Annotated in this window: 20 protein-coding genes and 1 tRNA gene; 11 read left to right on the top strand and 10 right to left on the bottom strand. The window is 74.8% G+C overall.

Annotated elements, in window-relative coordinates; genetic code table 11:
* The first annotated feature begins 95 nt into the window (after positions 1-95).
* Complete coding sequence (locus F593_RS0113080; RefSeq protein WP_022929205.1) at positions 96-581, top strand: MarR family winged helix-turn-helix transcriptional regulator; 486 nt, start codon at positions 96-98, stop codon at positions 579-581.
* On the opposite strand, the gene F593_RS30365 is transcribed toward F593_RS0113080, so the two are convergent.
* Positions 578-1360, bottom strand: coding sequence for a molybdopterin-dependent oxidoreductase (locus F593_RS30365; RefSeq protein WP_022929204.1), 783 nt, complete (start codon positions 1358-1360; stop codon positions 578-580). The genes F593_RS0113080 and F593_RS30365 overlap by 4 nt on opposite strands.
* On the opposite strand from F593_RS30365, the gene F593_RS31085 reads away from it, so the two are divergent.
* The 4 genes from F593_RS31085 (at position 1353) to tgt (ending at position 4864) form a co-directional block, all read left to right on the top strand.
* Positions 1353-1478: a hypothetical protein gene (locus F593_RS31085; RefSeq protein WP_281166658.1), complete on the top strand. Its 126-nt coding sequence runs from the start codon at positions 1353-1355 to the stop codon at positions 1476-1478. The genes F593_RS30365 and F593_RS31085 overlap by 8 nt on opposite strands.
* A gap of 93 nt (positions 1479-1571) precedes the next feature.
* On the top strand, positions 1572-2747 hold the full coding sequence (locus tag F593_RS30360) for a hypothetical protein (protein WP_022929203.1): 1176 nt from the start codon (positions 1572-1574) through the stop codon (positions 2745-2747).
* Positions 2748-2912: 165 nt separating this feature from the next.
* Complete coding sequence (locus tag F593_RS25045; RefSeq protein WP_022929202.1) at positions 2913-3431, top strand: Hsp20/alpha crystallin family protein; 519 nt, start codon at positions 2913-2915, stop codon at positions 3429-3431.
* Positions 3432-3586: 155 nt separating this feature from the next.
* A complete protein-coding gene (gene tgt / locus F593_RS0113060) occupies positions 3587-4864 on the top strand; it encodes a tRNA guanosine(34) transglycosylase Tgt (RefSeq protein WP_022929201.1) in 1278 nt (425 codons plus the stop codon).
* Positions 4865-4961: 97 nt separating this feature from the next.
* On the opposite strand, the gene F593_RS28385 is transcribed toward tgt, so the two are convergent.
* Genes F593_RS28385 through F593_RS0113045 form a run of 3 tightly spaced genes read right to left on the bottom strand, consistent with a single transcriptional unit; the run spans position 4962 to position 7747 of the window.
* The gene (locus F593_RS28385; RefSeq protein WP_022929200.1) at positions 4962-6320 is read right to left on the bottom strand and encodes a serine/threonine-protein kinase; all 1359 of its coding nucleotides are present in this window, start codon (positions 6318-6320) and stop codon (positions 4962-4964) included.
* The gene (locus tag F593_RS28380; RefSeq protein ID WP_022929199.1) at positions 6317-6994 is read right to left on the bottom strand and encodes a hypothetical protein; all 678 of its coding nucleotides are present in this window, start codon (positions 6992-6994) and stop codon (positions 6317-6319) included. Before F593_RS28380 ends, F593_RS28385 begins: the two co-directional genes overlap by 4 nt.
* Positions 6995-7015: 21 nt before the next feature.
* Positions 7016-7747 carry a metallophosphoesterase family protein gene (locus F593_RS0113045; RefSeq protein ID WP_022929198.1) on the bottom strand — a complete coding sequence of 244 codons (732 nt, stop codon included), beginning with the start codon at positions 7745-7747 and terminating at the stop codon, positions 7016-7018.
* Positions 7748-7977: 230 nt separating this feature from the next.
* Here F593_RS0113045 and F593_RS0113040 point away from each other — a divergent pair, with 230 nt between their 5' ends.
* Genes F593_RS0113040 through F593_RS0113030 form a run of 3 tightly spaced genes read left to right on the top strand, consistent with a single transcriptional unit; the run spans position 7978 to position 11265 of the window.
* Positions 7978-8394, top strand: coding sequence for a 23S rRNA (pseudouridine(1915)-N(3))-methyltransferase RlmH (locus F593_RS0113040; RefSeq protein WP_022929197.1), 417 nt, complete (start codon positions 7978-7980; stop codon positions 8392-8394).
* 19 nt (positions 8395-8413) lie between these two features.
* Positions 8414-10075: an arginine--tRNA ligase gene (gene argS / locus F593_RS0113035; protein ID WP_022929196.1), complete on the top strand. Its 1662-nt coding sequence runs from the start codon at positions 8414-8416 to the stop codon at positions 10073-10075.
* A gap of 11 nt (positions 10076-10086) precedes the next feature.
* Positions 10087-11265 carry a BaiN/RdsA family NAD(P)/FAD-dependent oxidoreductase gene (locus F593_RS0113030; protein ID WP_022929195.1) on the top strand — a complete coding sequence of 393 codons (1179 nt, stop codon included), beginning with the start codon at positions 10087-10089 and terminating at the stop codon, positions 11263-11265.
* Between the two features lie 9 nt (positions 11266-11274).
* Here the strand turns inward: F593_RS0113030 and F593_RS25030 are convergent, their stop codons facing one another.
* Genes F593_RS25030 through F593_RS25025 form a run of 3 tightly spaced genes read right to left on the bottom strand, consistent with a single transcriptional unit; the run spans position 11275 to position 13198 of the window.
* Entirely contained in the window at positions 11275-12042 is a 768-nt protein-coding gene (locus F593_RS25030; RefSeq protein WP_022929194.1) for a cytochrome c biogenesis CcdA family protein, read from the bottom strand.
* Entirely contained in the window at positions 12039-12620 is a 582-nt protein-coding gene (locus F593_RS0113020; RefSeq protein WP_022929193.1) for a cytochrome c-type biogenesis protein, read from the bottom strand. Before F593_RS0113020 ends, F593_RS25030 begins: the two co-directional genes overlap by 4 nt.
* A complete protein-coding gene (locus tag F593_RS25025; protein WP_022929192.1) occupies positions 12617-13198 on the bottom strand; it encodes a TlpA family protein disulfide reductase in 582 nt (193 codons plus the stop codon). The genes F593_RS0113020 and F593_RS25025 overlap by 4 nt, the downstream gene beginning before the upstream one ends.
* 73 nt (positions 13199-13271) lie before the next feature.
* Here F593_RS25025 and F593_RS0113010 point away from each other — a divergent pair.
* Together F593_RS0113010 and F593_RS0113005 are read left to right on the top strand one after the other, a co-directional pair.
* Positions 13272-13344, top strand: a tRNA-Gly gene (locus F593_RS0113010).
* A gap of 159 nt (positions 13345-13503) precedes the next feature.
* Positions 13504-13905 (top strand): cupin domain-containing protein, encoded by a 402-nt coding sequence (locus F593_RS0113005; protein ID WP_028721661.1) that lies wholly within the window; start codon positions 13504-13506, stop codon positions 13903-13905.
* A gap of 94 nt (positions 13906-13999) precedes the next feature.
* Here F593_RS0113005 and F593_RS25020 read toward each other — a convergent pair whose 3' ends face one another.
* Complete coding sequence (locus F593_RS25020) at positions 14000-15196, bottom strand: low temperature requirement protein A (RefSeq protein ID WP_051160539.1); 1197 nt, start codon at positions 15194-15196, stop codon at positions 14000-14002.
* Positions 15193-16101, bottom strand: a complete 909-nt coding sequence (locus F593_RS25015) for an NmrA family NAD(P)-binding protein (protein ID WP_022929191.1) — start codon at positions 16099-16101, stop codon at positions 15193-15195. The genes F593_RS25020 and F593_RS25015 overlap by 4 nt, the downstream gene beginning before the upstream one ends.
* Positions 16102-16381: 280 nt before the next feature.
* Between F593_RS25015 and F593_RS0112990 the strand changes: the two genes are divergently transcribed.
* Positions 16382-17095, top strand: a complete 714-nt coding sequence (locus F593_RS0112990) for an alpha/beta fold hydrolase (RefSeq protein ID WP_022929190.1) — start codon at positions 16382-16384, stop codon at positions 17093-17095.
* Here F593_RS0112990 and F593_RS0112985 read toward each other — a convergent pair.
* Entirely contained in the window at positions 17092-19887 is a 2796-nt protein-coding gene (locus tag F593_RS0112985) for an ATP-binding protein (RefSeq protein WP_022929189.1), read from the bottom strand. The genes F593_RS0112990 and F593_RS0112985 overlap by 4 nt on opposite strands.
* Between the last annotated feature and the right edge of the window lie 77 nt (positions 19888-19964).

Below are 19964 nucleotides of genomic sequence, written 5' to 3'. Positions count from 1 at the left end.
AGGTCCTCCACGGTGGGGAGACGGGGGTGGGGCGGCTTGCCCGCGGCCGACCATAGCGATTTCACAAAGGCATTTGTAGGTGCAACAATGTGTGGATGGCGACCCCGGACACCGACACCACCGTTCGTCATCTGGACCAGCGCGAGCTCGCCGCCTGGCGGGGCATGCTGCGGGCCTACGCGTATCTCCAGCGCGACCTCGAGCAGGGCCTGGAGCAGCGCCACGGGCTGCAGAACTCCACCTACGAGGTGCTCATGCACCTCTCGGACGCGCCGGATGGCCGCATGCGGCTCTCCGACCTGGCGAACCTCGCCGTCCTCAGCCGCAGCGGGCTCACGCGCCTGATCGACCGGCTCGAGAAGGAGGGCCAGGTCGTCCGCGAGCGTTGCGAGACCGATGCCCGCGGCTACTACGCCGTCCTCACCGCCGACGGTCGGCAGCGCGTCACGGCCGCCCGCGCGGAGTACCTCGACGAGGTCCGCGAGCGGTTCCACGACCTCATGACGCCGGAGGAGCAGGAGCTGCTCGGCGACCTGTGGACGCGCGTGCTCGACCGGCTCGAGCCGGGGCTGAAGCCCTAGTCCGTCGGCCCGCCTCGGCGGGCTGGTCCCCGCGGGCCGTCGGTCGGCGGCCCGTCGTCCCGGTCCGCCGCCGGCCGCGGCTCGGCGTGGCGCTCGGCGACCGCGATCGTCACGGGGACCACGGCGCGGTAGGGCAGGCGCAGCAGCCGTCCCGGGATCCGGCTGTGCCGCTCCTCGAGGGCCACGCGTGCCCGGAGGTGCTCCTTGGGCCTGAGGGTGCTCGCCGGTCGGGTGGCGTGCAGCTCGAGGGCGGCGAGGTGCTTGACGTTCTTGTAGCCGTACTGGGACGGGCTGACGAGCCGCAGCGGGGCGCCGTGGCGGGCGTCGAGCGGCGCGCCGTCCAACGTGTGGGCGATCAGCACGTCGCCGCTCAGCAGGTCGTCGCGGTGGAGCACGGCGCGGTAGCCGTCGGCGCCGGCCGCGACGGCGAAGGGCGCAACCGCCGCCGTGTCGGCGTGGGGCTCGACGATCGCTCGCCACACGTCGGCCAACGACACGCCGCCCCACGTGAGGCCCTGGAACGACCAGGTCGTGACGCAGTGGAAGTCGCTGCGCCGCTCGTGCTGCGGCAGGGCGAGCAGCTCGTCGAGGGCGACGATCCGGTCCGCGAGCCCCGGGCCGCCGATACGCAGCTCGACCCGGGCGGGCGGCGGGGGCGGCCGGCGGTGCGGCTGATCGGAGAACCGCGGGAAGGTCCCGAGGCGACGTTGCCCCGGAGGCAGGCCTCGGGCTCGCCGTGGCCAGCGCGCTGCGACGTTCGTACGGCTCCGTATGGGCACGGCCGTACGGTACCCCGGGCACTTCCAGGTCCGGAGGAGTCTGCGGGCGGACCACCTCGTCGGGGGTCCGAGCCCGGAGGACCTCGACCACCTGCTGGCCGAGCTCGGCCTCGACTGAGGGCGCGCCGGGGCGACGGTCGCAGGGGGCGGCCCGACGGGACGACTTGCTGGCATCCCGCAACTTCGGGTGCTCGCCGGCGTTTGCAGAGACATGTCCCGCACCGCCACCATCCCGCCCGTCCCCACCGCCACGCCCGTCCCGCCCGCCATCCCCTTTCCGCCCTCCACCACCGCCGGCGAGCGTCCCGGAGGGCTGCCGCGGCCGTCCGACCGCGCGGGTGCCGGCCGGGGCGGCGCGGCCGGCCGTGCCGGTGCACGCCGGGCGGCCGTCGTGGCCGGTGCCCTGGTCGCCACGCTCGGCGCCTCCTCCGTCGCCTCGGCCGCCACGCCCACGCTGCGCGTCGTCGAGCAGCCCCTGCAGGTCGCGCTCGCCGAGGCGCCCGTGGAGGTGACCGCCACGGGGGACGGGCACGTCGCGTGGATCACCCGCCCGGCCATCGCGGGCGGCGACCCGAACGCGGACCGTCCCGCCGAGCTCTGGACGATGCGTGCCGGGGCCGCCGTGCAGGTCGCCCGGTTCCTGGACGTCGTCCCGGACGGGATCTCCGCGCTCGAGGTGGGGACGGACGCGCAGGGCGCGCCCGTCGCGATCGTCACCTCGACCCGTCGCGACCGGGCGACCGACCTGCGCCTCGTGCGTCTCGACACGGGCCAGGTGCGCTCCGTCTCGACGACCCGCAGTGGCCAGGCCATCGGCGGCGTCGGCCTGGACCGCGGCCGCTACTACTACACGCTGCACGCGAAGACGCCGGGGGCGCGGAACACCTCGGGGCTGTGGCGCGCCACGCTCACCGGCACCTCGATCGGGCGCGTTGCGAAGCTGCGGACGTCGCGGCGCGGCGAGGTCTGGAGCGACGTGGTGGCCGACCGCAACCGGGTCGCCATCGCCACGGCCCGGCGGGTCCGCGTGAACGGCGAGACCGGGACGGACGTCGACGTCGCGTTCGGAACGCCGCGCGGCACCTGGAGCCGCACGGGGTACGTGCAGATCCTCTCCGGCGGCTACCGCCCGGTGTTCGTGCTGGGCTTCACGCGCGACCGGCAGGCGCTCGTGACGCTGCAGGAGGCCGAGGCCTCCGACACGCTCGTCGTCACGCGCGCCCCGATCGGCGGCGGCGCCGCGTCGACCGTCAGGCTCGCCTACCCGCTCGGCAGCTCGCTCGGCTCGGCCTCCTACGACGCGACGCAGTCGCGCGTGCTGGCCGTCGGGCCCGACGCGCAGGGCACGCCGTCGCTCGGGTACACCGCGCCGGTGTTCGCCGACTGAGTGGCCGACCGCCCGGGCGGGGCGGATGGGTTGCGTGCCGTAGGTCGGTCGCCGGGTTCAACGGACGTTCGATGTCTCGGCGGCTGTCGCGGACTTGACACACCGAGACTGAGATTTCATACTCCCTCGCGTAGTCATCACCCGTCGACCAGGAGGTCAGCCGTCATGGCCATCGTTCGTTGGGAGCCCGCTCGTGAGCTCGGCTCGCTGCAGCAGGAGGTCAACCGTGTCTTCTCGACGTTCTTCGATCCCGCGGTGAGCAGCACGCCGCGCTGGACGCCCGCCGTGGACCTGATCGAGCGTGAGGGCAGCTTCGTCCTCGTCGCCGATCTGCCCGGCATGGCGGAGGACGACATCGCCATCGAGGTGGAGGGCGACACCCTCACCCTCAGCGGCGCCCGCACGCTGCACGACGAGACCCGTCGCGAGCACGGCGTGATCCGCGCCGAGCGCGCCGCCGGCCAGTTCCGTCGCACGCTCACGCTGCCGGAGGGCGTCGACGCCGACCGCATCACCGCGTCGTTCGACCGCGGCGTGCTCGAGGTGTCGATCCCGAAGCCGGAGCAGGCGAAGCCCCGCCGCGTGTCGATCGAGGTCGGCCGTCGTCCCGGGACGATCGAGGGCGCCTCGTCCGCGGGCGAGGGCGCCGGCTCCGCCGCGGAGCCGGCGACCACCGCGGCGTAGGCCCGGTCCCGCAGTACCCGGCCCGCCGTCCGCGAGGGCGGCGGGATCGCCGTTCGACCCGCTGCCGGCGGGTCGACGTGCGTCCCGGCCCGGGGCGCGAGGAGTGCGGGGACCGGGGCCCGGCCGTCCGGCCGCGGGGCCTACGATGACCGTTCATGGCCGAGCCGTCTTCCGCCCCGTCCTCCCCGTCCCTCGACGCTCCGCCGCGCCCCGCCGCGGAGCGCCCGCGCGAGGTGTTCCGCATCGAGGCACGCGCGGAGGACGACGGCCTGCGCGCCCGCGCGGGCGTCATCACGACCGCGCACGGCGAGGTCCGCACGCCCGGGTTCGTCCCGCTCGCCACGAAGGCGACGGTGCGCGGGCTGCTGCCGTCCGAGGTCCGGGAGCTGGGCTTCGACATCGTCCTGGGCAACACGTTCCACCTGATGCTCACGCCCGGGCACGAGCTGATCCGTCGCCAGGGCGGGCTGCACGAGTTCATGGGCTGGGACGGCCCGATCATCACCGACTCCGGCGGGTTCCAGGTCTTCTCGATGGGCCACGGCACCGTGGCGGACGAGATCAAGGGCCGCACCGCCGGCAAGGGGCTGCGAGGGCACGGGCGCATCGACGCGATCGAGGAGTCCGGCGTGCGGTTCCGCTCCTACGTCGACGGCTCGAAGCAGGCGCTGTCGCCCGAGCGGTCGATGGAGGTCCAGGCCGCGCTGGGCACCGACCTGGCCGTCGTCTTCGACGAGTGCACGCCCTTCAACGTCGACCGCGAGTACACGGCGCGCTCCACGGAGCGCACGCACCGCTGGCTCGAGCGCTGCCTGACCTGGCACGAGCAGCACGCCCCGGGCTGGCAGCTCGTCTACGGCATCGTGCAGGGCGGCGTGTACGAGGACCTGCGGGTCGAGGCGACGGAGCACGTGGCCGCCTCGCGGGTCGACGCGGTGGCGATCGGCGGCTCGCTCGGCGAGCACAAGGACCAGATGAACGAGGTCGTCGGCTGGGCGACCGCCCGCCTGGGCGGCGCGCACGAGCTCAAGCCACGCCACCTCCTGGGGATCGGCGAGATCGACGACCTCGTCCGCGGCGTGGAGCAGGGCATCGACACGTTCGACTGCGCGATGCCGACGCGCCTGGGCCGCCACGGCATGGCGCTCATCCCGGACCCGGAGCACCGCTGGCGCGTCGACCTGAACCAGGCGCGGTGGAAGGACAGCCAGGAGCCGCTGTGCGAGGGCTGCGACTGCCCCGCGTGCGCGCACGGCTTCACCCGCGGCTACCTGCGCTACCTCGTGCACCACAAGGAGCTGCTGGGGATGCGCCTGCTGACGCAGCACAACCTCGCGTTCGTCTCGCGCGTGATGCAGCGGCTGCGGAACGGCATCCTCGAGGGGCGCCTGCGCGAGGAGGCCGCCGCGATCCGCGGCGGCGTCATGCCGTAGGGGCGGCGCGACCGCTCGCCGGAGCCGAGGCCGAGGGCTGCCCGGCGGGCGGAACACAAGGCTCCCACCACCCGCGCCGGCCGGGCGCGGGGGAGGGCTACTTCGTGTTGTCCTGGATCAGCTTGTCCAGGTCGTTCTTGATGTTCGTCACCGAGTCGCCGGCGACGTCGCGCAGGCGCGGGGCGACCTCGCGCATGGCCACGTAGTAGATGCCGCCGCCGACGACGGCGAGCAGCACGAGCAGGATGACCAGGTTGCGGACCATCCGGCCCAGGCAGCCGGGACCGCGGCGGGCCTTCGGGGCGGCGGGGGCCTCGGGCGCCCAGCCGGCGGCCGGGGCCGCACGCCGCGGTGCCGCGGCGGGCTCCGGCGCCCAGGAGCTCGTCGTGTCGCGCGCGGCGCGACGGGGCTCGCGGACGGTGCGGGCCGGGACCGCCGGGCGGTCGGCCGTCGGCGCCGGGCGGCGGCCCGGGGCCGGCTGCATCATCGTGCGCTGGTCGTCGTCCTCGTCCGGATCGAAGTCGCGCGCGATGGCGTCGGCGCCGCCGCGGGGGACGATCGCCGTGGCGCCCGTGAACGCGCCGGTGGTGCCGAGGACGCGCGTGCGGTCGGGGTCCTCGGCGGGGCCGACACCCTTCACGCCGTCGTCGAGCGCCGTGGCGTAGAGCTCGGCGCTGCCGTAGCGCATCTCGGGCTCGAGGCTGAGCGCTCGGTCGACGACGAGGCCGATCTCCGGCGGGACCTCGGCGTTGAGCTGGTCGAGCAGCGGCGGGGCCTCGCGCTGCTGCTTGAGCGCCAGCGCCGCGAGCGAGGCCGCCTCGTAGGGCAGCCGCGCGGCGAGCATCTGGTAGGTGACGACGCCCAGGGCGTAGATGTCGGCGGCGGGGCCGACATCGCCGCCGGTGGCCTGCTCCGGGGCGAGGTAGCTCGCGGTGCCGACGACGGAGCCGATCTGCGTGATGGAGGACTCCTCCGACATCGCCTTGGCGATGCCGAAGTCGGCGATCTTCACCGTGCCGTCCTCAGCCAGGAGGATGTTGCCCGGCTTGACGTCGCGGTGGATCACGCCGTTGCGGTGGGCGTAGTCCAGCCCGCGCGCGGCCTGGCCGACGATGGAGATCGTCTCGGGGACGGAGAGATAGCCGCGCTCGTGCAGCAGCTGCGCGCCGGACTGGCCGCGCACGGCCTCCATGACGATGAAGTAGCGGCCCGAGTCGTCGTCGAAGCCGAAGTCGAAGACCTGGACGATGTTGTTGTGAACCAGGCGCGCGGCGGACAGCGCCTCGCGCCGGAACCGCGAGACGAACTGCCGGTCGTCCGCCAGGTGCTCCGCGAGCAGCTTGACGGCGACGTGGCGCTCGAGGCGGCGGTCGAACGCCAGCCGCACGGTGGACATGCCGCCGGAGCCGAGGCGCTCGCCGAGCTCGTAGCGGCCCGAGAGGAGGTCGTTGCTCACCCCTCGCCCCGCATGTTCTTCTCGGCACGCTTCTGCCACTCGCGCAGGGCCTTCTCGGCGCGCTTGCGCAGCTCCTTGCTGCGCTGCTCGAACCGCTGCACCCCGCGCTCGGCCGCGCCCGGGCCGTCGACGCCCGGCACGACCCCGCCGAAGTCGTCGCCGCCGACATCCCCACCGTCGTCGTCGCCACCGCCGCCGTCCGTGCCGCCGGAGCCGCCGTTGCCGCTGCCGCTGCTGTCGTCCGGGGTCGTCGACGGGTCCGGGGTGGTGTTCTCCGGAGTGGTGTTCTCGGGGACCGTCGGCTCGGGGGCGGGCTCGGCCGGCGTCGTCTCCTCCGTCGTCTCGGGAGGCGCCGTGGTCGTCGTCTCCTCCGTCGTCGTCTCGGGCGTGCAGTCCGCGGCGATGCGGTCCTGCAGCTCCTCGAAGCCCGTGCGCAGGCGGGAGCGCAGCTCGCCGTCGACGCTCGAGGGCAGGTCCCGCACGCGCTGCAGCCCGGTGCGGGCGGCCTTGCGCGCGTCGGAGCACTCGCCGGCGTCGACGGCCTGGGAGACGCTCGTCAGGCTCTTCTGGAGGTCCTGGGCGGTGCTGCCGTCGAGGAGGTTGGAGCCGCCGCAGCCGGTCAGGGCGACGGCGGCGCAGCTCAGCGCGAGGGGTACGGACGTGCGGGGGCGCATGGACGAGGCGATGGGGGAAGGCTACCGGCCGTAGGCGAGGCGGTCCGCCAGCGAGGAGGGCAGACCGGCGTCGCGGATCGCCTTCGCGGCGCCGTCCACGTCGTAGCGCACGCGGCGCCACGCGACGCGGCCGTCGTAGGGGTGCAGCTCCATCCACGAGGCGCGTGGATCCTCGTCGCGCGGCTGGCCGACGCTCCCCGGGTTCAGGAGCCAGCGCCGCGCGCCGATCGTGGCCTCGTCGCCGTCGCGGCGACGCTCCGTGACGACGGGCTGCGTACCGTCGCGGGAGAACGAGAGGGGGATGTGGCTGTGGCCGATGAGCGCGACCTGCTCCTCGAACGCGTCGAGCGAGCGCTCGGCCTGCTCCGCGGAGAGCACGTACTCCCAGACGGGGTGCAGCGGGCTCCCGTGCGCGAGCAGGAAGGACTGGGCGGTGCCCTCGGGCCGCAGCGTCGCGAGCCACGTGCGGTGCTCCGTGGTCAGCGCGTCGCGGGTCCACGTCGCCGCGGTCGCCGCGTCGGGGCTGAAGGACTCGGGGGAGAGGGCGCCCGTGGCCACGAGGTCGTGGTTGCCGGCGAGCGTGACGGTGGAGAAGCGGCGGACGGTCGCGCAGCAGCCGTTGGGGTCGGCGCCGTAGCCGACGATGTCGCCGAGGCACCAGATCTCGTCGCAACCGCGGTCGTCGGCGTCCGCCAGGACGGCGTCCAGCGCGTGGCGGTTGCCGTGGATGTCGGAGATGACGGCGACGTGCATACTCGGGCGATGGCCTTGGTGCGGGACCGCAGGTGGTGCGTCGGAGCGCCCGTCGCGAGGGGCGAGGGGCACCGGTCCGCGCGGCGGAGCGCCCCGTCGTGCCCGGAGGGGCGCGGGCGGGGTCCGCAGGCCGAGCGGGGATCCTACCCGACCCCCGCGCCCGGCCGTCCCGCCCGCCCCGCGACCCCGGTCCGCCGGCAGACGGCGTCCTCCGCCGTGCGGTCCGTCCGGTGAAGGTCTCGCTGATCGCGGTCGGCCGCGCCCGCGCGCCGTACCTCGACGACCTGGCGCACTACGAGAAGCTGCTGCGCCCGTACGTGAAGCTCGAGCAGATCGAGCTGCGCGACGACGCCGACGCCGAGCAGGTCACCCGTCGCGTCCCCGACCGCGCCCACTGCGTCCTGCTGGCGATCGAGGGCCCGGCCCGCGACAGCGTCACCCAGGCCACGTGGCTGGAGGAGCGGCGCGCCAGCGGCCGCGATCTCTGCTTCGTCATCGGCGGCGCCGACGGGCTGGACCTGCCCCGCGCCGACGAGCGGGTCTCGTTCGGGCCGATCACCCTCCCGCACCAGCTCGCGCGGGTGATCGTGCTCGAGCAGCTCTACCGCGCGCACCGGATCCTGAGGAACGAGCCCTACCACCATTAGTGGCCGTACAGTTGGGAGGGTGACCGCGACACCCTCCCCGCTGCAGCGCCTACGCACCGTCCTCGACGACGCCGTGCTCGCCGTGACCGGGGGGGAGCGACCGAAGTCCGCGCCGACGCTCGAGCGGCCGAAGCAGGCCGCGCACGGCGACTACGCGACGAACGCGGCGATGCTGCTGCCGAAGATCGTGGGCGCCGCGCCGCCGATGATCGCCGAGCGCCTGTCGGTGGCCCTCTCCGAGCACCTCGGCGACGACCTCCTCGGCATCGACGTCGCCGGCCCCGGCTTCATGAACCTGCGGCTCTCCGACGCGTGGCTGATCGCCGCGCTGGCCGACGTGCTCGCCGCGGGCGACGACTACGGCGCCGCCGGGGCCACGCAGGCGGGCACGGCCGAGTCCGTCCACCTGGAGTTCGTCTCGAACAACCCGACGGGCCCCGTGCACATCGGCGGCGCGCGCGGCGCAGCGTTCGGCTCGGCGCTCGCGAACCTCCTGGTCTTCCACGGGCACCGCGTCCATCGCGAGTACTACGTGAACGACCACGGCAACCAGGTCGCGCTCTTCGGCGCCTCGCTCCAGGCCCGTGCGCGCGGTGAGGAGCCGCCGGAGGAGGGCTACCAGGGGGAGTACGTCACCGAGGTCGCCTCGCGGATCACCGACGCCGCCACGCGGCCGGTCGACGAGGTCGCCCTGGAGGGCATCGCCCTCATGGTCGCGGCCCAGAAGGCCTCCCTCGAGGCGTTCCGCACGACGTTCGACCAGTGGTTCTCCGAGCGCTCGCTGCACCAGTCCCACGACGGGCAGCCGAGCAAGGTCGACGAGGCGTTCGCGGTGCTCGCCGAGCAGGGCCGCACGTACGAGCAGGACGGCGCGCTGTTCCTGCGCACCACGGACTCCGGGGACGACAAGGACCGCGTGATCGTGCGCGCCGACGGCCGCCCCACGTACTTCTCCTCCGACGTGGCGTACCACCACGACAAGCGCGTGCGCGGCTACGACCGCATCATCAACGTGCTCGGCGCGGACCACCACGGCTACGTCGCCCGTATCGAGGCGGCGTTCGTGGCCCTGGGCGGCACGAAGGAGCAGATCGAGCTGCTCATCACGCAGTTCGTGAACCTGTTCGAAAACGGCGAGCGGGCGCGGATGTCCAAGCGTGCCGGCGAGTTCGTGGCGCTCGACGACCTCGTGGCGGACATCGGCGTCGACGCGGCCCGCTGGTACCTGCTGGCGCGCTCGCACGACACCACGATCGACCTCGACCTGGCCGAGGCGCGCGAGCAGTCGGCGGAGAACCCCGTCTACTACGTGCAGTACGCGCACGCCCGCATCAAGTCGATCCTGGCGCGCGCCGACGCGGGGGAGACCACCGCCGCCCGCGAGGACGACGCCGTGAAGGAGACCGCGATCCAGTCGTCGGAGCGCGAGCTGCTGCTGGCGCTTCTGGCCTGGCCGGACGAGGTCGCCGAGGCCGCCGACCGCCGCGCCCCGCATCGCCTGGCGACCTACGCGCTGTCCCTCGCCCGCGGCTACTCCGCGTTCTACCGCGACTGCCCCGTGCTGGCGGCGGACCTGCCGGACGACGTCCGGGCCCGCCGCATCGACCTGTGCCGCGCGACGGCCCAGGTGCTGGCCGGCGCGCTCGGCGTGCTCGGGGTCACCGCGCCCGAGCGGATGTAGGGCGGGCAGCGGTGCGCACGACCGACGTCGTCGTCATCGGCGCCGGCGCCGCCGGCCTGATGTGCGCCATGACGGCCGCCGCGCGCGGCCGTCAGGTGCTCCTGCTCGACCACGCCAACAAGGCGGGCAAGAAGATCCTCATGTCCGGCGGCGGCCGGTGCAACTTCACGAACATGTGGGCCGAGCCGGAGAACTACTTCTCCCAGAACCCGCAGTTCTGCCACTCGGCGCTGGCCCGCTACAGCCCGTGGGACTTCATCGCCCTGGTCGACAAGCACGCGATCCCGTACCACGAGAAGAAGCTCGGGCAGCTCTTCTGCGACCACAAGTCGCGCGACATCCGCGACATGCTCCTGAAGGAGTGCGACGAGGTCGGCGTCGACGTGCGCCTGAACACGGCGGTGCGCAAGATCGAGAAGCAGGGCGACGGCTACGCGCTGCGTACCGACATCGGCGAGGTCGCCTGCGCGTCGCTCGTGATCGCCACGGGTGGCCTGTCGATCCCGACTCTCGGCGCCACCGGCTTCGGCTACGAGGTCGCCAAGCAGTTCGGCCACGAGGTGCTGCCGACCCGCGCGGGCCTGGTCCCGTTCATCATCACCGACGCGCTGAAGGACCTCTGCAACGAGCTCTCCGGCACGTCGGTGGACAGCGTCGTGCGCTGCAACGGCCACAGCTTCCACGAGAACATCCTCTTCACCCACCGCGGGCTGAGCGGCCCGTCGATCCTGCAGATCTCCAGCTTCTGGCAGCTCGGTGACGCCGTCGAGATCAACCTGCTGCCCGACCGCGACGCCTTGGAGTGGCTCGAGGGCCAGCGCGCCGCGCGCCCCGACGCCGAGCTGAAGACGGTGCTGAGCGAGATCTTCACGAAGAAGACCGCGGGCCTGCTGAGCGACCGCTGGTTCGTGTCGAAGCCGATGAAGCAGTACACGGCGGCCGAGCTGCGCGACGTCGCCGACAAGCTCTCCGCGTGGCAGGTCGTCCCCGCCGGCACCGAGGGCTACCGCACCGCCGAGGTGACCCTGGGCGGGGTCGACACGCGCGAGATCTCGTCGAAGACGATGGAGTCGCGCCGCAGCCCCGGCCTGTACTTCATCGGCGAGGTGCTGGACGTCACCGGCCACCTGGGCGGGTTCAACTTCCAGTGGGCCTGGGCCTCGGGGTACGCGGCCGCGCAGGTCGTCTGAGGGGCGCCCTCAGCGCTCGAGGGCGCGGACCAGGCCGCCGAGGCCCAGCGCGTCGACCACGTCGCGGGCGTTCGCGGCCAGGCGCGCCATCTCGTGGTTGGCGACGAGCCAGCCGATGATGATGAGCAGCACGCCGCCGACCGCCGTGATGACGGTGTAGTGGTTGCGGATAATCCGCGCGGCGTTCGTCACCCGCTCCAGCGCGAGCGCGGCGGCGAGGAACGGCACCGCCAGACCCAGGCCGTAGGCGAGCAGCAGGAACGCCCCGCCGCCCACGCCGCTCTGGGTCGCCGCGGCGGTGAGGATGGCGCCGAGGATCGGCCCGGCGCACGGGGTCCACGCGACCGCGAAGGCCATGCCGGCCACCATCGGCCCGCCGGTGCCCGCGCGGCGCATGAGCGCGTCGGGGCGGATCGACCGGTTCAGCAGCGGGACGAACGGACTGACGAGGAAGACGACGCCCATAGCGATCAGCAGCACGCCGGCGATCACGTCGAGCGTGCCCCGCTGGTCGCGCAGCGGGGCGCTCAGGCCCTGGGCGAACAGCCCGAGGACCACGAAGACGAGGATGAAGCTCAGGCAGAAGACCGCCGCGGGCCCGAGGATCGCGCCCGTTCGCCGGTCGCTCTTGGGCCGGACGCTCTCGCCACCCGTGAGGACGGAGAGGTAGCCGGGGACGAGCGGGAGCACGCAGGGCGAGGCGAAGGAGAGCAGCCCGGCGGCGAACGCGGCGAAGACCGTCGGGTTGGCCGACGCGAGGGGGAGCGCCAGGCTCACGCGTAGCGGCGCAGGTCGGCGTCGAGCCGGCGCTGGTCGTCGGCGGTGAGGTCGGGGGAGGAGGACTCGAGGTCCGGCCCGTCGTCGGGCGCGGGGTCGTCGTCGTCGGGTCCGTCGGGCCGGCGGCGCCAGCGGCGGACGACCACGAGCAGGATCGCGAGGCCGATGAGCGCGCCGGCGGCGGGGAAGAGCCAGCGCGCGGCGCGCAGCCCGTCCTCCGGCGGGTTGAGCAGCACCTCCGGGCCGTAGACGTCGACCATGCCGTCGATGACCTGGTCCTTCGTCTTGCCCTGGGCGATGAGCCGCTCGATCTCGCCGCGCTCGCGGTTGGCCTGCACGGCGTCGGACTGGTTCAGCGGCGTGCCGCAGGTGACGCACATGAGCTCGCGCTCGACGTCCTCCAGCGTGGTGCGGGGCGTGGCGGCGTGCGCGACGGCGGCGAGCAGGACGAGCACCAGGGCCGCGAGGGCGAGGACCGAGGCCGCGAGTCGCGCGAAGCGGGAGACGGCCGGGGCGGTCAGCCGGGTTGCGCCTGGCGTGGCCGCCGGCCCGGCCGCGCGGGGGAGGGTCGCGCTCATCGGGCGAGCGTGCCCTTCGGGACGCCGGCGCGCTCCAGGGCGGAGTCCATGAACTCCTGGTTGACCGCGGTGCGCGCGATCGCGTGGATGCGGCCCTCGCGGTCGAGGATGAACGTCTCGGGCATGGCGGCCGCGCCGTACTCCTGGGCCAGGTCCGAGCCCGGGTCGCGGAAGGACGGGTACGTCAGGCCGTACTCGCGCTCGAACTCGCGGCTGTCCTCCGGGGTGTCCTTGTAGGTGACCCCGAGGACGGTGCCAACCTTGGCCTTCGTCAGCCGCTGGTGGTAGCGCTCGAGGAGGGGGGCCTCCTTCTTGCACGGGTCGCACCACGAGCCCCAGAAGTTCAGGACGACGACCTGGCCGCGGTAGTCCGCCAGCCGCTTGCGCACGCCCTCGGTGACGGGGAGCAGCGTCCGGTCCGAGCCGGGGGCGGGGACGGGCTGGCCGGCCTCGACCTTCGCGTCCAGCGACCGCTGCCGGCTCTCGCCCGGGTCGGACCGGCTGAGCGCGTAGGCGAGCACCGCCACGAGCACCAGGGCGAGGGACCCGAGCAGCAGGGGCACGGCGGAGCGGCGCATCAGCCTCAACGGTAGTCCCTCGCGCCCGCCGGAGCGCCACGGCCGGGCCGTCCGCGGTATCGTGACCGGGCGTGCGGCAGTAGCTCAGTTGGTAGAGCATCAGCTTCCCAAGCTGAGGGTCGCGAGTTCGAATCTCGTCTGCCGCTCCTGAACGAAGGCCCCGCCCCGGCGGGGCCTTCTGCGTTTCGGGTGCGACGGCCCCGGCCGGATGCCACCCCGGCCGGTGGTGGCGGTGTCCGGCCCGATGGCGGCGAGCCCGACGCGACCCCGGCCGCGCTGGGAGGTGCGCCCCGTAGATTCGGGCCATGCCCTTCACGCACCGGAACCTGCGGGCCGACGTGCCCGACGTCGGGTCGAACTTCGACGGTCCGCCGGAGCTCGAGTTCCGGCACGCGAGCGCCGCGCTCGGGCTCGAACGGTCCGGTTTGAGCTACCAATGGGTCCCACCGGGCTACCGGTTCCCGTACGGGCACACGCACCGGGAGCAGGAGGAGGTCTACGTGGTCGTGGGCGGCAGCGGGCGCATGAAGCTCGACGAGGTCGTCATCGAGGTCGGGCGTCTCGACGTCGTGCGGGTCGCCCCGGGCACGTGGCGCGGCTACGAGGCCGGGCCCGACGGCCTCGAGCTGCTCGTCGTCGGCGCGCCCCACCTCGGCGACGACCCACGCGCCGACGTCGAGGGCCGGCGGGACTGGTGGGCGACCTGATCGCCGTCCGGCGGCGCTGTCGTCTGCGGGGCGTGTCCTCCGGCGTCCCGTCGGGCCGCCCGCAGCGTCCGGCCACCGGCGCGCTCGGCGCCCCTCAGCCCGCGGGCCGCCCCTCGTACTCCCACGCCGCCAGCGCCACGAGTACGGCCGTCGCCAGCCCGGCCACGGCGATCGCCGGCAGCACGAGCGCCGGCACGACGAGGACCGCGAGCGCGGCGATCGCCACCGACCGGCGCACGCTCACGCGGCCGACCATGCGCAGGCGCACGAGCAGCTCGCCCAGCAAGTAGAGGGCCGGGCCGCCGAGGGTGACGGCGATGCCGGCGCCGTCGAGCTCGTCCAGGGGGTGCAGGAGCAGGAGCTCGTCGCCGACGGCGACGAGGATGATGCCCGCAACGATGGGGACGTGCAGGTAGGTGTACGCGTCGCGGGCGATGCGTCCGGGGTCCTCGTGCTGCGCGATGTCGCGCTGCGAGCTGCCCGCCACCGTCTCGAAGTAGAGCCACCAGAGCGCGGCCGTGCCCGTGAACGCGACGGCGAGCGCCGCGATGGTCTCGACGCCCAGCCCGGCGTCGGCGCTCGTCGCGCCCGTGATGACGATGGACTCGCCCAGCGCGATGATGATGAAGAGGTGGAAGCGCTCGGCGAAGAGCGTGCCGTCGATCGTCCAGTCGCTCGTCTCCGACCGCCCGAGGCCCGGCGTGCGGTAGCGGGCGAAGGGCCCCGCGAGGTCGATCGCCAGCGCCGCGATCCACAGCAGCGGCCGGACGGACTCGTCGGCCAGGCCGCCCGCGATCCACAGGACGCCGGACGCGACGCTCCAGGCCAGCAGGCGCTCGAACGTCCCCCGCAACGGTTCGCCGCGGGGCAGGAGCAGCATGCCGACGAGGTTGCGTCCGCACTGGAGGGCCACGTACCCGGCGGCGAAGACGATGCCGCCCGTGGTGAACGCCACCGGGATCGCCGTGGCCATGACGAGCGAGGCGAGCATCCCGCCGATCAGGACGAGGCGAACGGGCAGCGAACCCGGGTCGAACCAGTTGACCATCCACGTCGTGTAGTTCCACGCCCACCAGACGACGACGAGCAGGAACAGCGTCCGAGCCGCACCCTCCGCGTCGAGGTGGCCGATCAGCAGGTGGGCGAGCTGGGTGATCGCGAAGACGTAGACGAGGTCGAAGAACAGCTCGACCGTCGTGGCCGAGCCGTGGCCGCCGGACCGGTCGCGGAGGTGGCGGCTCCGGCCGGCGGCCCCTGGGCGCTGCGCCCGGAGGGCTTCGGGGGCGCTCATGCGGTCGTCCCCGCTCCGGTGCCCGGAGCGCCGCCGTCGCCGACGACCCCGGCGGCCCAGTCCGCGAAGCGCGTCCACTCGACCTCGGGGTACCGCGCCCGGACCGCCGCCACGTCGATCCCGTAGCCCGGGTCGGTGAGGAACGTGTACATCGCGCCCAGGTCCGCGCTGCGGGCGCGGACCTCGTCGAGCGAGGTCCACACGTGGTGCGCGCCGAACGCTGCGGCCATCTCGGCCGGCGTCGGCGCGTCGCCGGCGACCTCGACCCGGTGGCCGAGGTGCTCGTCGCGGCGGCCGAGGACGGCGGCGACGACCCCGCCCAGGTCGGCGAGGGCGACCTGGTGCAGCGGCACGTCGGAGGGGAGGGGCAGGGGGAGCTCGCCCGACGCCGCGGCGTCGCGGGCGGCGCCGAGGACGTTCTCGTAGAAGTAGCTCGGCGCGATCACCGTCCACGGCACGTCCGACGCCCGCAGCGCCGCCTCGATCCGCGCCTTGCTCTCGAAGTGCGGCACGGGCGCGCGGCCGGCCGAGGCGACCGAGGCCAGGAGCAGCCAGTCCAAGCCCACGGCCTCGGCGGCGCGGACGATCGCCGCGCCCTGCTCGACCTCGGCCGCCGCGCCGTCCGGGCCGAACGGGGTCGTCACCGCGTAGACGCGGCCGACGTCGGCGAAGGCGCGCTCGAGCGACGCTTCGTCCGTCAGGTCGCCGCGCACGAGCTCGGCGCCGGCGTCGGCCAGCGCCGCTGCGCGCGCCGACGCGGGGTCGCGCACGAGCGCCCGCACGCCGACCCCGGCCCCGAGCAGCGCGTGGGCGACGGCCCCGCCCTGGGTGCCCGTCGCGCCGAGCACGAGGACCGGGCCGCCGGCCGCGGGATCAGGGGACGACGGGGCGGGGGAGGACGACATCTCGACGCGACTATGGCGCCCCGGAGCTGCCCTGTCAGCCCATCACCGTCGGATGACCCAAGGCCGCCAGCCGCCGCGACGGCCGGGCGGCCGAGGGCACGCGTCGCCCGTGCCCACCGGGGATCGGCACGCCGGGGCCGCCGTCGACCGCGACGCCGCGGCCGGGCGCCGCCGTCGGCCCACGGTCGTTCGACCCTAGAGCGGGCCTCAGGCGGGGGCCAAGTTGCGGTCCGCAGGCCACCCCTGCACCGCACCCCCAATCCGAACCGAGAAGGTCCTCATGTCCGCCACCCCCACCGTCGTCCTCGTCCACGGCGCCTTCGCCGACGCGTCGAGCTGGTCCGCCGTCTACGGCGAGCTCAAGGACGACGGCCTCACGATCGTCGCCCCGCCCGTGCCGCTGCGCGGCGTGGCCTCCGACGCGGCCTACATCAAGAGCGTCGTCGACCAGATCGATGGTCCCGTCGTGCTCGTCGGGCACTCCTACGGTGGCGCCGTGATCTCGAACGTCGTCGACGACAAGGTCAAGGCGCTGGTCTTCGTCGCCGCCTACGCGCTCGACGAGGGCGAGAGCCTCGGTGAGCTGCAGGGCCGGTTCGCCGACTCCGCGCTGGCCGCGAACCTCCGCACCGCGCCGTTCCCGATCGCGGGTGAGCCCGACGGCACCGACGTCTCCGTCGCCCCCGAGGCGTTCCCGTCCGTCTTCGCCAACGACGTGCCGACCGACGTGACCGCGTTCCTCGCGATCGCGCAGCGCCCGCTGGCGGCGTCGGCGTTCGCCGAGGCCGCCCCGGCCGCCACGTGGAAGACGACCCCTTCGTGGGGCCTGATCCCGACGGCGGACACGACGATCAACCCCGAGGTGCACCGCTTCGGCTTCGACCGCGCCGGGATGACCGTCGTCGAGGTCGAGGGCGCGTCGCACGCCGTTGCCCTGTCGCAGCCGAAGGCCGTCGCCGACGTGGTCCGGGCCGCCGTCGCGTCGGTCGCCTAGCCGCCGCCCGCCTGCGCCAGCGCCACGCGGGCGAGGTCGACGCGCGAGCGCACCTCGAGCTTGCCGAAGCTGTGGCGCAGGTGGGTGCTGACGGTGTGGGGCGAGAGGAACAGGCGGTCGGCGACCTGCCGGTTCGAGAGTCCCTGCGCGACGAGCTCGACGACGGCGAGCTCCGCGCGCGTCAGGCCCTCCCACCCCGACGTCTGGGCCCGTGCCCGCGTACGCCCGGTGCGCACGCCCGCGGCCCGCAAGCGGCCCCGGACCCGGGCCGCGTCCCACGACGCCTCGGCCGCGTCGAAGAGCGCCGCCGCCTCGCGGAGCAGGGCGACGGCCTCGTCCCCGGCGCGGCGCTGGGCGCACCGGCGGCCGCGGTCCTCGAGCGCGGAGGCGAGCCCCAGGGGACGCTCCGTCCTGCGCAACGCGGCGACCGCGTCGGCCAGCAGGTCGTCGTCGTGCTCGAGCAGCGCGCGGGCGTGGAGGGCCGCGGCGCGGACGACCGGGATGCCGGGCTCGCGGTCGACCGCGGCGTCGGCGTCCACGACGGCGCGCCGGGCCAGGTCGAGGTCGCCGGCAGCCGTGGCGAGGCGCACGAGCTGCGGCGCGTAGAGCGGGTCGGCGATCACCGTCGGCAGCACGGTCGGCTCGGCGTCGTCGCCGAGCCGCCCCAACGCCGCCCGCGCGCCCCGCGGGTCGCCGGCCGCCATCGCCTGCAGGGCGAGCAGCCACGCGCCGTGCCGGCGGATCTCGGGCGCCGACTCCGTGAGCATCCGGTCGGCGACCGCGCCCGTGACGCGGGTCAGGCGGGCGTCGCCCGTGTGGATCGCCGCGCGGCCCAGCGCGAGCAGGGCCATGGCGTCGGGGCCCGTCCGGACGACGGTCTGTTCGTCCAGGACGCTCAGGCCCTCGAGCACCGCGACGGCGTCGGCCGGCCGCCCGCGCTGCAGGAGCACCAGGCCCCGGCGCTGCTCCCACAGCTCGGCCTCCCACGCCTGCCCCGCCGCGCGGGCGGTCTTCGCACCGCGGGTCGAGGCTTCCAGGGCCTCGTCGAGGTCGTCGCGTCCGATCGCGAGGTCGGCCCGCCAGTGGGGCCAGATCATCCCGCGGAGCGGGTGCTCCGGCCACGCCGCATCGTCCGCGTCGATCCGGCGCAGGGCCGCCGTATACCGCCCGGCGGTGAGGTCCAGGAGCGTCTCGCCGACCACGAGGGCGAAGGTCGCATCGGCGTCGTCGGCTGCGCGCACGGCCCGTACGGCCTCGGGCCGTCGGCGCTCCGCCTCGTCCGGCCGGCCGGCGATGCCGAGGCTGTGAAGCAGCTTGCCGAGGTGCCGGGCGCGCAACGCCGCCGGCACCCCGGGCAGGCCCAGGGCGGTCCGCCCCGCACGGACGGCGTCGTCGGGCGCGGCGGAGAACATCCAGGCGACGGCCAGGAGCACCTCGGCCTGGCCGGTCGGGTCGAGCACGCGGGGCAGCATGTCGTCGGCGAACGCGCGTCCCTCCGCGGCCCGCCCCGCCGCGTGCAGGAGCGTGACGGTCTCGGCGGCGAGCGCGGCGCGCGCCGCGTGCGACGGCGGCGCCACCTCGAAGCCCCGCCGGGCCAGGTCCGCAGCGGTCGACGGGTCGGACGCCCCGAGGGTCCTGGCCGCGTCCAACAGCACCTCGGCCGCGGTGTCGTCCCCGGCCGACGCGGAACGCGCCAGCTGGCCGGCGACCTCGACGGGCTGCGCACCGGCGGCAAGACGCAGATCGACGACCCGTCGCTCCAGCGCGTTGCGGACCGGAACGCCGAGGGCCGCGAGGACGGCCTCCCGCACGAGGTCGTGACGGAAGGCGTACTCCCCGTCGGCACGGACGAAGACCCCCGCGCGCACCAGCTCCTCCAGCGGCGGGTCCAGCTCCTCCGGGGCGACCTCGACGGCCGCGGCGAGATCGTCCCATCCGCACCGCCGGCCGATGACGGCCGCGACGCCGACGACCTCGCGCGCCGACGCCGACAGGCCGCGCAGGAGCGCACGGGTCGCCTCGCGCACCCGGGCCGGCGCCTCGTCGAAGCGCTCGGCGGGCAGCTCGCGCGCGGGCCCCACGGCGTCGAGGTGCTCGTCGTCCACGAGGCCCCGGACGAGCTCCACGACGAGGTACGGATGCCCGTCGGCGCGGGCGACGGCCTGCTGGAGCCGCGGGCCCGGGGGCGAACCGATGACGTCCTGCGCCACCCGCAACGCGTCGTCCGGGCTCAGCGGGCCGAGCGTCAGCTCCGTCGCTCCGACTCCGCGCAGCCGGTCGAGCAGGGCGTCGAGCGCAGCGTGACCGGGGGCGGGACGCGACGCCAGCACCCAGGCGATCGGCACGGAGGCGAGCCGGGGGACGACGGCCCGCAGGGCATCGAGGCTGCCGCGGTCCGCCCACTGCAGGTCGTCGAGGCAGACGAGCACGGGAGCGACCCGCGCTCGCTCCTCGAGCAGCATCTCGAGCTCCTGCAGGAACCAGGAGGCGCGGTCGGGATGTGCGCTGAGGTCGGGCAGCGCGACGGCGCCGGACCCGAGCACGGGGACGAGGGCCTCGGTCAGGAGCGCCATGTGGAGCGTGCGGTCCCCCGGGGCGGCACCACCCGTCGCGACCGTCGCCCCCGCCTCCCGCCCCAGCCGGGCCGCCGCGCGGAGCAGGTGCGACTTGCCGCTCCCGGCCTCGGCGACGAGGGTGGCGGCCCCGCCCCGTCCGGCTCGCGCGTCGTCCAGGAGGCCCCGGACGACCTCGAGCTGCGGACGGCGGCCCCTCAGCGGCAGCCTGCGGTCCACGTCACGTCCCCCGCGGCACGGCCGTCGCCGGTGACGGCGGCGTGGCGGTCGGCGACGTGCGGGGGAGTCGTCGGGCC

Source organism: Patulibacter americanus DSM 16676, from assembly GCF_000420025.1.
GTDB classification, from domain to species: domain Bacteria; phylum Actinomycetota; class Thermoleophilia; order Solirubrobacterales; family Solirubrobacteraceae; genus Patulibacter; species Patulibacter americanus.
This window is presented reverse-complemented; position numbering and strand designations above follow the sequence as displayed.